Annotated in this window: 11 protein-coding genes; 8 read left to right on the top strand and 3 right to left on the bottom strand. The window is 67.9% G+C overall.

Going from position 1 to position 13,825, the window contains the following annotated elements:
• Positions 1–43: 43 nt before the first annotated feature.
• Positions 44–619 carry a hypothetical protein gene (locus tag BAY61_RS16760; RefSeq protein WP_091804968.1) on the top strand — a complete coding sequence of 192 codons (576 nt, stop codon included), beginning with the start codon at positions 44–46 and terminating at the stop codon, positions 617–619.
• A 7-nt stretch (positions 620–626) separates the two neighbouring features.
• On the opposite strand, the gene BAY61_RS16755 is transcribed toward BAY61_RS16760, so the two are convergent.
• On the bottom strand, positions 627–1,274 hold the full coding sequence (locus BAY61_RS16755; protein WP_091804966.1) for a TetR/AcrR family transcriptional regulator: 648 nt from the start codon (positions 1,272–1,274) through the stop codon (positions 627–629).
• 115 nt (positions 1,275–1,389) lie between these two features.
• On the opposite strand from BAY61_RS16755, the gene BAY61_RS16750 reads away from it, so the two are divergent.
• Complete coding sequence (locus tag BAY61_RS16750; RefSeq protein ID WP_091804963.1) at positions 1,390–1,950, top strand: NAD(P)H-dependent oxidoreductase; 561 nt, start codon at positions 1,390–1,392, stop codon at positions 1,948–1,950.
• Between the two features lie 46 nt (positions 1,951–1,996).
• On the opposite strand, the gene BAY61_RS16745 is transcribed toward BAY61_RS16750, so the two are convergent.
• A complete protein-coding gene (locus BAY61_RS16745) occupies positions 1,997–2,815 on the bottom strand; it encodes an SAM-dependent methyltransferase (protein WP_091804960.1) in 819 nt (272 codons plus the stop codon).
• 126 nt (positions 2,816–2,941) lie between these two features.
• Here BAY61_RS16745 and BAY61_RS16740 point away from each other — a divergent pair, with 126 nt between their 5' ends.
• The 4 genes from BAY61_RS16740 to BAY61_RS16720 all read left to right on the top strand — a co-directional run bounded on the left by BAY61_RS16740 (position 2,942) and on the right by BAY61_RS16720 (position 7,151).
• The gene (locus BAY61_RS16740; RefSeq protein WP_091804956.1) at positions 2,942–3,799 is read left to right on the top strand and encodes an SDR family NAD(P)-dependent oxidoreductase; all 858 of its coding nucleotides are present in this window, start codon (positions 2,942–2,944) and stop codon (positions 3,797–3,799) included.
• Positions 3,796–4,338, top strand: coding sequence for a carboxymuconolactone decarboxylase family protein (locus BAY61_RS16735; RefSeq protein WP_091804953.1), 543 nt, complete (start codon positions 3,796–3,798; stop codon positions 4,336–4,338). The genes BAY61_RS16740 and BAY61_RS16735 overlap by 4 nt, the downstream gene beginning before the upstream one ends.
• 339 nt (positions 4,339–4,677) lie before the next feature.
• Positions 4,678–5,334: a hypothetical protein gene (locus BAY61_RS16730; RefSeq protein WP_091804950.1), complete on the top strand. Its 657-nt coding sequence runs from the start codon at positions 4,678–4,680 to the stop codon at positions 5,332–5,334.
• A gap of 887 nt (positions 5,335–6,221) precedes the next feature.
• The gene (locus BAY61_RS16720; RefSeq protein ID WP_091804945.1) at positions 6,222–7,151 is read left to right on the top strand and encodes an AEC family transporter; all 930 of its coding nucleotides are present in this window, start codon (positions 6,222–6,224) and stop codon (positions 7,149–7,151) included.
• Between the two features lie 15 nt (positions 7,152–7,166).
• On the opposite strand, the gene BAY61_RS16715 is transcribed toward BAY61_RS16720, so the two are convergent.
• Complete coding sequence (locus BAY61_RS16715) at positions 7,167–8,162, bottom strand: pyridoxal-phosphate dependent enzyme (RefSeq protein WP_245865156.1); 996 nt, start codon at positions 8,160–8,162, stop codon at positions 7,167–7,169.
• Between the two features lie 474 nt (positions 8,163–8,636).
• On the opposite strand from BAY61_RS16715, the gene BAY61_RS16710 reads away from it, so the two are divergent.
• Positions 8,637–9,677, top strand: coding sequence for a multicopper oxidase domain-containing protein (locus tag BAY61_RS16710; protein ID WP_091804943.1), 1,041 nt, complete (start codon positions 8,637–8,639; stop codon positions 9,675–9,677).
• Positions 9,678–9,798: 121 nt separating this feature from the next.
• Positions 9,799–13,719 (top strand): ThuA domain-containing protein, encoded by a 3,921-nt coding sequence (locus BAY61_RS16705; RefSeq protein WP_420848799.1) that lies wholly within the window; start codon positions 9,799–9,801, stop codon positions 13,717–13,719.
• Positions 13,720–13,825: the final 106 nt, after the last annotated feature.

Raw genomic sequence — 13,825 nt, 5'->3', positions numbered from 1 at the left:
GGTCTAGGGTTCCCCACCGGATCACGGACGATGAGAGGACAGCGTGACGATCGCGAAGGTGGGCGCCGCACCTGGCAGGCGCATGGATGTGCTTTTCGCGCCCCACGGTTACCTTGTCCAGCGCGAGGACATCGCGAGCAAAGTGGAGCACTGGCTCGAAACGTGCTTCAGCCTGAAGGTGCTGTTCATCTCGCTGGGGCTGGCGTTGGTGTCCTCGTTGCCGGGAACCATCCTGTTACGGGACGATCCCTCCGACGCCAAGATTCTCGCCGTCACGGCGGCGCCGCTGTTGTTCCTGGCCTACTTCCTGTTCGGCATGCTGGTGCGGATGGCAGCGGAAGTGGTCGAGACCATTGTCGAGATCGTCGCGTTGTTCATACCGAGCCGGAGGAGGCAGCGCAAGTTCCGGAAGAGGCCGCTCGAACAGCGACCGGGCTTCGTTGCCGCCACGCACATCGTGCAGGCATGGTCCACTGTGGAGTCCAAACGCGTGACCGTCGTGGTGCGGTTCGCTGATGGCTCACGGAAGCGTTTCGTCGGCAAGGCCGAGGACGGTCACCGGCTCGCCGCCCAGTTCCAGCAGTTGCTCGGCCCGCGTCTCGTGCCCGTGGCAGCCTGAGGTCCGCTCACCCCGCGGGCCGGATCACTCTCGCGACAAGGTCCCTCCAGCCGGAGGTGAGCCGCTCAAGGGGCATGTCCCGCTGGGTGGTGAGGTGACTGACGAGCGCGACGTCGAGGAAACCCAGCAGTGCCTCGGTAAGCAGCTCGATGTCGCCTTTGACACCGATCTCGTGCAGCAGCATGGCCACGTGGGTCGCCCTGACCTTGCGCGGTGGCGTCAGGAAACGTCGCGTGTGGTCGTGTTCGGCCGCGAGATTGAGTTCCCTGTTCAGGACGAGGTAGTCGAGCGTCGTCTCGCCGAAGGCCAGCAGCCGTTCCGTCGCCGGCGCGCCGGGCCCGAGCGGGGGAGGGCCGTGGAGAAACGACTCCTGGTAGGCGCGTTCGGTGTGGTCGAGCAGCGCGAGCAGCAGCCCTACCCGGTCGCCGAACCGGCGGAAGAGCGTGCCCTTGCCGACGCCGGCGGCGGTGGCGACGGCATCCATGGTCAGGTGCGCCGCGCCGTGCTCGGTGACCAGCGTGGCCGCCGCCTCCAGCAGCCGGGCCCTGTTGCGGACCGCGTCGGCTCGTGCCGGTGGTCCCTCGCCTGCCAATCGCAACGGGATCCGGTCTTGATTGGTCCCGGAGACCGAATCCGAAGTCTGGGGTGGGCTCATGGTCGATCCAGCCTAACTCATGATGACACAATCGGACTCCGGTCCGCTTGTGTTACCGTACGATGCGGACTCTGGTCCGCTTCGGTTTTGTCCCCTCTCCGCACTGGGAGCCACGTTGTCCGTACGCATCCTCGCCCTTGTCGGTAGCCTCCGCTCGGGTTCGCACAATCGCCGCCTCGCCGACGTCGCGGTCGGCCTCGCGCCCGCCGATGTCGACCTGCGTGTCCACCAGGGGCTCGGTGAACTGCCCTTCTACAACGAGGACATCGACGCCGAGGGGCTGCCGCTTCCGGCGGAGGTGATCCGGCTGCGCGAGTCGGCCAAGGAAGCCGACGGTTTCCTGCTCTTCTCGCCCGAGTACAACGGCACGATGCCCGCGGTGCTCAAGAACGCGATCGACTGGCTGTCGCGTCCCTTCGGTGAAGGAGCGATGCGGGACAAGCCGGTCGCCGTCGTCGGTATCGCGCTCGGCCGGTTCGGCGGCGAGTGGGCACAGGATGAGGCACGCAAGGCCGCCGGTATCGCCGGTGCCGCCGTGCTGGATGGTGTCAAGCTGTCGATCCCCGTCTCTGCCACGCGTTTCGCCGAGACGCACCCGGCCGACGACGCCGAGGTGCGCGCTCAGCTCACCGAGGTCGTCACCAGCTTGCGGGACAAGGCAGCCGTCGCGGCCTGACACTGCCCGGGGTTCCTCCCACGAGGGAAGGAACCCCGGGCAATGCTCACGCCTTGCGCGCGACGCCGCCGAGAGCCCCTGAGGCGGCCGGGTTGCCCTTGACGGCCTCGTCGGGCCGCCACTGCGACAGCCACACCAGGCCCGGGTCGACCATGTCCAACTCACCGAAGAATGTGCTGATCTGGTCACGGGTGCGCAAATGAGCCTGGTGGGTCGCTTTCTTGGCGTAGTTGTCCGTGATGTCGCCGGCCGCGGCCTTGGAACGGGCATCCTCCTCGTCGATGCTCGCGTGCGAGAGCACGAGCAGGCTGCCGGAGGGAAGCTGCTCCCGGAAGTAGGCCAGGGTCGCCTCTGGATTGCTTTCCGGCGGCATGAAGTGCAGCAGTGCCACCGTGAGCAGGCAGATGGGCTTGTCCCGGTCGAGACCGGTCTGCTCAAGGATCTCGGTCCACAACGTCTTGCCGCCGAAGAAATCCCCGCAGAAGGCGAAGTGCCGCTCCGGATCGGCGGTGTCCTCAAGCAGGATCCGCGAATGCGCGTGGGCGATCGGTTCGTTGTCGACGTAGACGACCTTCGCCTCGCCCGGCGCGATCCGGTCGGCGACCTCGTGCACGTTGCCCTGAGTGGGAAGACCGCTGCCGAGGTCGACGAACTGGCGAACGCCGTTCTCGATGGCATAGCGCACGGCGCGGCCGAGAAACGCCCTGTTGGCGATCGCGAAGGTGCGCACCCATGGGGTGAGCGCGATCTGCTGCTCGGCGAATTCGCGGTCGATCGCGTAATTGTTGGTGCCGCCCAGCAGGTAGTCGTAGACGCGGCCTGCGCTGGGACGCTCAAGGTCAAGCGGCGCTGGGTCGTTGGACACGGTAGGACCTCGTTTTCCTGTTCGGGCTGACCGCACCAGGATAGGGCGAGCCCGCGCGGCCGTGTTGCACAGGTCACTGCCGGCTTTCCGGTCCCGCCGCCCCGGACGCGGTGGTACGGTGCGCCGATGTCGCCTCAACGCCGAGGGTCGCTCGCGGGTAAGCGGGTGCTGATCACGGGAGCGGCCAGGGGAATCGGTGCCGCGCTCGCCATCCGGTTGCACGCACGGGGAGCCAAGGTCGCGCTCGCCGGAATCGAACCGGCTCAACTGTCCACTGTGGCCGGACGATGCGATGCGCCGTGGCGGTCCTGCGACGTGCGAAGCGCCGATCAGGTCACCAGCGCTGTCGGCGAGCTGGCTTCGGAACTCGGCGGACTCGACATCGTCGTGGCCAACGCCGGAATCGCGAAGCAACTTCCGCTTGTCGGCGGTGATCCGGCGGTGCTCGAACAGACTCTGCGCGTGAACGTCCTCGGCAGCTATCACACGCTCAACGCGGCGGGACCGTTCGTCGCCCACCCCGGCGGTTACGTGGTGCTCGTGGCCTCGCTCGCCGCCGCGGTCCAGTTGCCGCTGCTCGGTGCCTACAGCGCGTCGAAGGCCGCGGTCGAGGCGCTCGGCAACACCGCGCGCATCGAGTTGCACGCCACGGGAGCGCGCGTCGGCGTCGCCTACTTCGCCGAACTCGACACCGACATGACGAGCAGGGGGTTCGGCACCAATGCCGCGACCGCGCTCACCGGGGGAGGATCACTGAACACGCCCGCTCCGCTGAATGTCGGCATCGACGCGCTCGAACGCGGGATCGTCGCGCGCAAACGGCGTATCGTCGCCCCGCCGTGGGCCGGCGCGGTATTGCCCGTGCGGGGGATCGCCCAGCGTGTCATCGACGTCGCGACGAGAAAGAAGCTGCCGGCAGCGTTGTCGCTGGCTCGCGACGAAGAGATCGCCTTCACCACCCCGCAGCCCGAGGCGGAGTCGTGAGTAACGGGCGCATCGAGCCGGGCGGACGGCGCGACATCGGTGTTTTCGCCTCGTCCGTCGCCGCCGTGATCGGCCGGTTCTCCGGCACGGAACCACCGAAGCTGTTCCGGGTACTCGGCAAGAACCGGCGAGTGTTCGTGGGCTGGCTGCACTTCGCGGGACGGCTCATGCCGGGCGGTTCACTGCCGCGCCGGGAGACCGAACTCGTCATCCTGCGCGTCGCGCACCTGCGGGGCTGTGACTACGAGTTCGCCCATCACGACCGGCTCGGCCGCAGGATCGGGTTGACCGAAGGTGACGTCGAGCGTGTCCGGCGCGGCCCGGCGGAGCCGGGCTGGTCGCCAAGGGAACGCGCGATGATCGCGGCCGTCGACCTGCTGCACCACGAGCGCGACCTCGACGACCAGAGCTGGGCCGCGCTGCGCGCGTGGCTCGGCGAACGCGAGGTCATCGAATTGTGCCTCCTGGCTGGGCACTACGAGATGCTGGCCACCGTCATCGCCACGCTGCGGATCACGCCGGACCGCCCGGTTCGCTGACCTCCCGCGACCGTGACGCGTCGCGTTCGGCTGCCGTGACCCGTTCGGCGGTCACCACGACCATGCCTGTCGAGGTATTTCTCGGCGATGTCAGCGCACCCGGTCGTCTCGGCCGGTGTTCGGCCCGGAATCTGCCGCGCGCCAACAACAACGCCGTCGGCGAGATTGGACGGGCCGGAGGCGAACCACTGCCGAGGAGTGATGCGACGACGCCCCGGTCCGCCGTGCGCTGCCCGCGGTCGGCATTCAGTGCGGCCGGACTTGGTCCGGCTCGTGCCGTGCGAAGCCCGTGCTGGGCGAGGGGTTGGTGGCCCATGGTCGCGGTCGTAGGATGGCGGCGTGCTCACGAATGTCGCGGCTATCGACAGTCTCCGTGCCGTCGGGGTTCCCGTGCTCGGCGAACCGGCGGAACCGGTCGTTTCCCCGGACGTGTCGGAGCGCCTTCTCGGCGAACTCGCCTACCTGCTTTCGCGCGGCAACGGGATGTACGCGTTCGACGCCGCGCTGCACGTATTCCCCTCGCTGGCGGTGGGCGGTGTCGCTGGTGATTCCGATGTCGTGGATGTGGCCGGGTGGAACGACCCCGGGCTCTGGATCCGCGATTACGACTCGCAGGCCGATGGCATGTTGTTCTTCGCGGAGGACTTCGTGGGAAGCCAGTTCGCCGCGCGCGGCGACGAGGTCGTGTTGTTCGATCCCGAGACGGCCGAGACCGAGGTACTCGCGTCGAGCATCAACGACTGGGCGCGGCTGGTGTTGCTCGACAACGATTACATGACGGGGCACGGTCTCGTGCGGGAGTGGTTGCGGGACAACGAGCCGCTCGCCGAGGGAAACCGGCTCATGCCGAAGGTGCCGTTCTGTGCCGGTGGCGCCTTCGAGGTGTCCAATTTGTACTCAGGCGACGCGGTGACCGGTATGCGCTCGCGGGCGGCGATGGCGGTCCGGCTGCGTGACCTGCCCGACGATGCCCCGGCGGAAGCGCTCCTGGACTGACGCGCTGGCCGGGCCCGGCCGGGGCTGTCTGGGCGGCGAGTCCCCGTTCCGGCGCGCGAGTCCCGCACTCAGGACACCGAGATCCGCGCTCGTGCTCACGAGATCCGCGTTCCCGACGCCGAGATCCGCATGGGGTCCGAGTTCCGTGCTGGGTTCGAGATCCGCGCTGGGCCCAGCCCCAGCGCTCGGCTGCGAATCCCTCGTTCCGGACGCCGAGTTCCGCGTTCAGGACCGTGAGTTCTGCTTAAGTGCGCGAGTCCCGCGTCCAGACCGTCGAGTTCTGCATTGGCGCCCGCGAGTTCCGCGCTCCAGCTGCCGAGATCCGCATCGGTGCCCACCGGGTTCTCCGTCCGGGCCCAGGGGAGCTGCCTTCGACAGCGCGAGTCCCGCGTACTTGAGTTCGGGTGGCGCGTTCGTGCGCCGGGTTCGCCCGATGCCAACGGCGCCTTCCGTCGAGCGTCCGTCGAGCGTCCGGCGTCCGGCGTCCGGCGTCCGGCATCCAGCATCCAGCATCCGGCGCCCGGCACCCGGCACCCGGCACCCGGCACCCGGCGCCCGGCATCCGGGTGGACACCTCGCGTCGCCCACCCGGACATTCCCGGCGCCGACGGGTATCTCCCCGCCCGGACGCAGGTCTCACCGTCCCGGACGCGGGCCTCGCCGCCCTGGGTGCGGATCTCGGCGTTCTGTACGCAGATCTCGCCATCCGGAGTGCGCATCTGGCGCGCACCAGCGCGGATCTCACCGTCCCGAACGCGGATCTCGGCGCCCTGGGTGCGGATCTCGGCGTCCCGGACGCTGGACCTCGGTGCGCTCGAACGCGCTTCGCCGACCCGCCCTTGGTTGACCTTCGTCACAGCTCTACCGTGTTGGAACGTGACTGTGACGTGAGTGGGGTTGTCGAAGGCTTCGTCGTCATCGGGGTCGTCATCGCGGTGGGATACCTCGTCGGGCGGCTGGGCGTGCTTGGCCCATCCGCGACGCAGGTCCTCTCGCGCACGGCGTTCTTCGTCGCGAGTCCCGCTCTGCTGTTCTCCACGCTGGCACACGCCGACATCGGCGCCGTGTTCTCGGGAGACCTCGTCGTCACCACGGTCACCAGCTCACTGGCCTGCCTGCTGTTCGTGCCGATCGGCTTGCTGCGCAAGCGGCCCGCGGGCGAGGTCGCGATCGGGGCGATGGCAAGCGGGTACGTCAACGCGGGCAACCTCGGCCTGCCTATCGCCACCTACGTGTTCGGCGACGCCACGAAGGTCGCCCCTGTCCTGGTCTTCCAGCTGGCAGTCCTGACTCCGTTCTTCACCACGATCCTCGACGTCGTGTCCGAGCGGGCCGACGGCACTCGTCCGCCATTGCTGCGCACGCTGTCAGCCCCGCTGCGCAACCCCATCGCGGTCGCGACGGCGGCGGGCCTCATCGTCTCGGCGATCGGGATCGTGCCTCCCGAGCCGGTGATGGCTCCCATCGATCTGCTCGCCGATCTCGCCGTGCCCGCGATGCTGCTCGCGTTCGGAATCTCGCTGCACGCGGGGGAGCGGCCTGGCCGCTCGCCAGAGGCGATGCCCTTGCTCGCCGCGGTCGTGCTGATCAAGAACGTGGTTCATCCCTTGCTGGCACTGGGATTGGGGCTGATTCTCGGCCTCGAAGGTATGGCGTTGCTCGCTGTCGTCGTGTGCGCGGCGCTGCCGACGGCGCAGAACGTCTTCGGTTACGCCGTTCGGTTCGAGCAGGGTGTTTCGCTGGGCAGGGACGCCGTGCTCAGCACGACGGTACTGAGCATGCCTTTGATGTTCGGTGCCGTCGCACTGCTGGCTTGAAAGTCCACAGTGGACTCAAGGCGCGCCGAACCGGTCCGCCAGCCCGATGACGTCGGTCGCGTTCGCGTTGCCGCCGCACAGCACGAGACCCAGTCGCGCGCCGGGGCCGACCTTGCCGAGCACCGTGCGCGCGGCGGGAACAAGGCAGCCCGCCGCCGGTTCCGCCCACACCTTGGCATGCTCGGCGAGATCCAGGGTGCCTCGCACGGCCGAGGCGTCGTCGACGAGCACGACCTCGTCGACGAGCGCCGCGACGTGCCGGTAGGTCAAAGCCGACACCGAGGGCGCGCTGAGGGTGGACACCACGGAGGACAGTTCGACCGGGACGGGTCCGCGGGCGGCGATGGCTGCGGACATGGCGTGCGCTCCGCGCGTTTCCACTCCCCACAGGCGCACATCGGGACGCAGGGCCCGCAGCGCGACGGCGATGCCGGAGATGAGCCCGCCGCCACCGATGCTGACGATGACGTCGGTCAGTTCGCCCGCGTCGGCGGCGAGTTCGCTGCCGACGGTGCCCTGACCCGCGATCACCACCGGATCGTCGAAGGGATGCACGAGGGTGAGACCTTCGGCGGTCAGCGACTCCATGAGCGCGAAGGCGCTCGCCATGTCGTCGGTGAGCCGGACCGTCGCCCCGGTCTTCCGTGCGATCTCCGCCGCGCGTGCCGGTGCCGACTTCGGCATCACCACGGTGGCTTTGACGTCGAGCGCGCCGGCCATAACGGCCACGGCGATCGCGTGATTGCCCCCGCTGACGGCCACGACCCCCGCGGCGCGTTCGGCTTGGCCGAGGGTGAGCAGTTTCGCGGCGGCGCCCCGTGCCTTGAACGAGCCGGTCCGTTGCAGCAGTTCGAGTTTGGCCGTGACAGGGACCCCGAGCAGTTCGGTCAGCCCTGGGCTCGGCACGGTCGGCGTCCGCAGGACGTGTCCCGCGATGTGCTTCGCGGCCACGGTGACGTCATCGATCCCGAGCAGACCCGCGTCGCCGTCCTTGGCCGTGCCGCTCTCCACATGCCCTCCCGGTGTGTTCGTGGCTGACGGCTCCGCGCCGTCTCCTTCCAGGATGCCCCGGGGTGCCGGGGCCCGTTCGCGCAGGTGAGGCGAACGGGTCCGGATCTTTACGCCGTTCGCTCTAGAGCTTTTGTCTCAACGCAGCAGAAGTTAGGTTATTTTGACCGTAGATATTTACGTGGACACCAAAAGTAATTAACGTCCCGACGGAATCCCTCGGCGCTGAAGGCGAGGCACGCGTGGATCGGACGTCGGGATGGGCGGGCAACGCGCAGACGCGGCACAGGCTGCCGCCGGGCTGCCGGGTTCGCGACGGCGGAGTACGACGAGTCTCCTCGGCGACCGCTCACAACCCGGAACGGCGCGAGTCCGCCCCTCGCGCGCGACGCGTGATGCCCCTTCGCGGCCCTCAGCCAGCTCGATCCGTGATCCATCCCTGGCCAGGACGCCGGGGATCACTCGAATGGAGACCCCATGGTTGACAAGCGTGCTCGTTTCGGCAGCGTGCCGCGGTCGGTCTCGCGCCGGTCGATGCTGGCAGGCGCGGCGGCGGCCGGGTTCGTGGTGCCCGCGGTCATGACCGGCGCCGGAGCGGGCCCAGCCGCTGCCGCGCCGGTGCGGGTCACCGCCGCCGCGCCGAAGATCCGGCGCGTCACCGTGTATGCCGAGGAGCTGGCAGGCGGCCAGTTCGGCTACGGCCTCAAGCCCGGCGAGGCCACGGTGCCCGGGCCGATCCTGGAAATCGTCGAGGGCGACACGCTGGAGATCACGCTGGTCAACAACACCGACCGGCGGCTGTCGATCCATCCGCACGGCGTGGAGTACGACACCACCTCCGACGGCAGCCCGATGAACGACTCCTTCAACGAGCCGGGCGAGGTGCGCAAGTACACCTGGCGAACTCAGGGTTCCGTCGAAGCCGAGGACGGGCGCTGGCTGCCGGGCAGCGCGGGTTATTGGCACTACCACGATCACGCGATGAACGGCGAGCACGGGACCGAGGGGATTCGCACCGGGCTCTACGGCGCGCTGATCGTCCGCAGGCCAGGAGACCTGTTGCCACAGCGGCAATACACCGTGGTGTTCAACGACATGACCATCAACAACAAGATGGCCCCCGACATCCCGGTGATCGAGGCCAACCTCGGCGAGCGGGTCGAGTTCATCGCGATCGGCCATGGCAACACGTTCCACACCTTCCATCTGCACGCCCACCGCTGGGCGGAGAACCGCACCGGATACCTGGAAGGGCCGAACGACCCGAGCCGCGTGATCGACAACAGGGACCTCAACCCAGGCGACTCCTTCGGTTTCCAGGTCGAGGCGGGGCACGGCGTCGGACCCGGCGTCTGGATGTACCACTGCCACGTGCAGTTCCATGCCGACGGCGGCATGGTCGGCGTCTTCCTGGTCCGCAACGCGGACGGCTCGATGCCGGAAGGTGCCCAGGAAGCGCTCGACCGCTACCACGACCACGGTCCGCACCACCCCCACCAGCAGCACGGCGGCCACTAGCACGACGGCCGATTCGACGAACACCACCGAAGAAGGAGCAGGGATGGGTCGAAGAGGTTTGCCAGCTTCCGGCCGTAGCGGAAGGTTACGACAACCGTTGCGGCGAACGATGGTCATGGTCATGAGCGGCATGCTGGCGCTGACACTGCCAACGTTGCCGGCTCTCGTCACGCCCGCCGCGCCCGCGCAGGCGGCGCAAACGGACAACGCCGTGAAGGTACTTGCCTTCCACGGCGCGGCCGCCGAACAGGACGACCCCGTCGAGCGGGCCGTCGACGTGCTCACCGACATCGGCGCGCGCAATGGGATCACCGTGGAGTCCACAAGCGACCCCGCGGACTTCACGGCGGCGAAACTGGCCGGTTATCGGGGTGTCGTATTCCTCTCCTCGGAGGGCACCGAACTCAACGCCGCTCAGGAAACCGCGTTCCAGCAGTACATCGCGGGCGGCGGCGGCTTCCTCGGCATCAGGGACGCCGCGAAGGCGCAAGCACGGTCCGAGTGGTTCGGCGGGCTCGTCGGCGCGAGGCCGGCCGGAGTCAGGCCGACGCCACAGGAGGTCGCCTCGACGGCGGCCAGCGGCGAGAACCCGCCGAACGAGGGCAAGGACAAGCTCGTCGATGGCAAGGCCAACACCAAGTGGCTGACCTTCGCGAACAAGGGCTGGGTCAGCTTCACCCTCGCCGAGCCCGCCGCGATCACGCACTACGCGCTGACCTCGGCCAACGACTTCGCCGACAGGTCCCCGAAGGACTGGACCCTGCAGGGCTCCCAGGACGGGGAGAACTGGACCGACCTCGACCAGCGAACTGGCCAGAGCTTCCCCGAACCCTTCCAGGTCAAGGAATACCGGTTCGACAACACCGAGTCCTACGCGCACTACCGGCTCGACATCACCGCCAACAACGGGGCGAGCGCGACCCAGCTCGCCGAGGTGGAGCTCTACACTGCCGACGCGACCACGCCCCCCGGTGAGGAACCGGTCGCGCAGAAGGCGACGGTGAGCGTCAACGACCGCCAGCACCCTGCCAACGCGGGATTGCCACTGACCTGGAGCCGCACCGACAAGTGGCTGAACTGGGAGAGCAACCCGGTCGGTCAGGTGCACACGGTCGCTCAGGTTCAGGAGCACACCTACGATCCCGGCGATTCCGGCAACGGCGCGTTCCACCCCATCTCGTGGTGCCACGACTACGCGGGAGGACGCTCCTTCTACACCGCGATGGGCGGGACCAGCGGAAGCTACGGCGAGCAGTACTTCCGCAGCCACCTGCTGGGCGCGCTCAAATGGACGACCGGGATGGTGCGTGCCGACTGCAAGGCGACCATCGCGGCCAACTACAAAGTGGAACGACTGTCCGACGTCAACCAGGAAGGGCAGCTCGATCAGGCCGGTGAGATGCACGGCATGACGATCGCCCCGGACGGGACCGTCTTCTACGTCGGCAAGGCGGCGTGCGCGACCGGTCCCGTGCCGAGCTGGGACGACCCCGACGTCGGCCTCGGTTGCGGCACGATCCACCAGTGGGATCCGGATACCCGCGACGTCACCCTGTTGACCACTTTGGACGTTTTCGGCAACAGAGGATCCGGTGGCGAACTCGTCAAGACCGAGGAGGGTCTGCTCGGGATCACGCTCGACCCGGCTTTCTCCGACAACGGCTGGATGTACGTCTACTGGATGCCCTACGAGTCGATCGACACGGAGAAGCGGATCGGGGAGCGGACCGTCTCCCGGTTCACCTATGACGCCGATGCCGCCTCGATCGACCTGGAGAGCAGGGTCGACCTGCTCTCGTGGGACACCCAGATTCACAGCTGCTGTCACGCGGGCGGCGGGATGGACTTCGACCGGCACGGCAACCTCTACATCGCCACCGGCGACAGCAACTCGTCGCAGGGTTCCGACGGCTACTCGGGCAACAACTGGACGGAGGACTACCTCGGAGTGTCCTTCCAGGACGCTCGCCGCACCTCGGGCAACACCAACGACCTCAACGGCAAGATCCTGCGCATCCACCCAGAATCCGACGGGACCTACACGATTCCGAACGGCAACCTGTTCCCCGAATCGGCCGATCCCGGTGACAAGACCCGTCCCGAGATCTACGTGATGGGCGTGCGCAACCCGGCGAGGCTGTCCTACGACAAGGTCAACGACTGGCTCACCACGGGCTGGGTCGGTCCCGACGCGGGAGCGCCGAGCCCTGAACTCGGGCCCGCCAAGTACGAGACGGCGACGGTGATCACGTCGGCCGGCAACCAGGGCTGGCCCTACTGCATGGGTGACAAGCAGCCCTACCGTGACCGCAGCAACACCGACGCCGAGGTGCTGGCCGGGTGGTACGACTGCGACAACCTGGAGAACACCTCGCCCCGCAACACCGGGCTCGTCGACATTCCCGACGCGAGGGACAACATGATCTGGTACTCGCCGCAGGGTGGCGGGCCGGTCTTCCCCGAGCGCGGCGACGGAAGCGGTGTGCCGACCTATGTCGAGGAGGAATCGACCTACACGCAGCCCTACCTCACCGGCGGCGGCCAGGCGGTCATGACGGGACCGACGTTCCACAGCTCGCAGGTCGATCCGAAGAGCGCGGTCGCGTGGCCGACCTACTGGAACGGTAAGTGGTTCATCGGCGACCAGACCAACCCCAACAACAGGGTCGCCGTGACCCTCGATCCGCAGCGGATCCAGGAGCAGGGCCCGCCGTTGTTCGCCGAGGATCTGCGCAAGATCATTCCGCTCGGCGGGGCCGGTGACCAGATGCAGCAATGGATGGACGCCAAGTTCGGGCCGGACGGCGCGCTGTACATGATCGACTACGGCGGCGGGTTCTTCAGCCTGACCGACAACCAGAAACTGATCCGCATCACCTACGAGGGCGGAGAACCGACTCCGGCACCGGAGGCGATGGCGACGGCGGTGCAGAACAAACCGCTCACCGTCGCGTTCACCGGTGACAAGTCCGGTGGGGTGAGCTACCGGTGGAACTTCGGTGACGGGACCACGTCGAGGGAGGCCAACCCGACTCACGTCTACACCAAGGTCGGCACCTATCCCACGACGCTGCGGGTGACCTACGCGGACGGGTCGACGGCGACCAGCAAGACCCAGGCCGAGGTGGGCTGCGCGGTGCCGGACGGGCGAGAAACCGTGTGGCTGCGCGACAGTGACACCGAACTGCCGAGCCAGCAGGTCGGCAGAGGGTGCACGGTCAACGACCTGATCGACGACGAGAGCACGTGGAGTACGCACAAGGCGTTCGTCGATCACGTTCGCGCGGTCGCCACCCAGCTCGAAGCCGACCGCGTCATCAGCAAGCCGGATCGGCAGGCACTGGTGACGGCGGCGAGGGCATCCGACATCGGTGGCAAGAACGACCGTGGCTACGAGCCGCTTTTCAACGGCACGAAGGCGTCATTGGCGGACTGGCAGCAGGCGCCGGGAGGCAACTTCGCGATCCAGCCCGACGGCTCGCTGCGCAGCTCGGGTGGCCTCGGAATGCTGTGGTACGCGGGGAAAGCCTACGGTGATTTCTCGCTGAAGCTCCAGTTCCGCGACATCGCGCCAGGAGAGAACAGGGCCAACAGCGGGGTGTTCGTGCGGTTCCCGAATCCGATGACACCGCTGGAACAACGCCCTGACGGCAGTTGCGGCACCGTGGGGTCCGCGAGGACGTCACCGGCGTGGGTCGCGATCTTCTGCGGGCAGGAGATCCAGATCTACGACGGGGAAGGCGGTGAATCGCAGAAGACGGGCTCGGTGTACAACTTCGACCCCGTTCCGCTCGCCGACGCGGGCGCGACCCCGAAGAACGAGTGGAACAACTACGAGATCCGGGTGGAGGGACAGCACTACACGATCATCCGCAACGGCGTGGTGATCAACGAGTTCGACAACGTCCCCGGCAAGGAATCCTCGCGAGCGGGTGATCCGCCGACCGATCAGCGGCAGTTCCGCAATGGATTCGTGGGACTGCAAAACCACGGTGACAACGATCTGATCGAGTTCCGCAACATCCGGGTGCAGGAGCGGTAACCGGCCGCCGGCCGGTGCGCGAGGAAAACCCTTCGCGCACCGGCCGGTTTTCACCGGGTGCCCAGTGGGGCACGCGACGACGAGAGGTGCGGTGGGCGACCATGTT

Source organism: Prauserella marina, assembly GCF_002240355.1.
Classification (GTDB): domain Bacteria; phylum Actinomycetota; class Actinomycetes; order Mycobacteriales; family Pseudonocardiaceae; genus Prauserella_A; species Prauserella_A marina.
Note: the sequence above shows the minus strand (reverse complement) of the source record. Positions and strands in the feature narration are given on the sequence as shown.

What these genes read in the sequence shown, in the direction of transcription:
- BAY61_RS16755 (WP_091804966.1), bottom strand. Translation starts at nt 1,274, where the DNA reads ATGAGCCCACCCCAGACTTCGGATTCGGTCTCCGGGACCAATCAAGAC.
- BAY61_RS16740 (WP_091804956.1), top strand. Translation starts at nt 2,942, where the DNA reads ATGTCGCCTCAACGCCGAGGGTCGCTCGCGGGTAAGCGGGTGCTGATC.
- BAY61_RS16710 (WP_091804943.1), top strand. Translation starts at nt 8,637, where the DNA reads ATGGTTGACAAGCGTGCTCGTTTCGGCAGCGTGCCGCGGTCGGTCTCG.
- BAY61_RS16705 (WP_420848799.1), top strand. Translation starts at nt 9,799, where the DNA reads ATGAGCGGCATGCTGGCGCTGACACTGCCAACGTTGCCGGCTCTCGTC.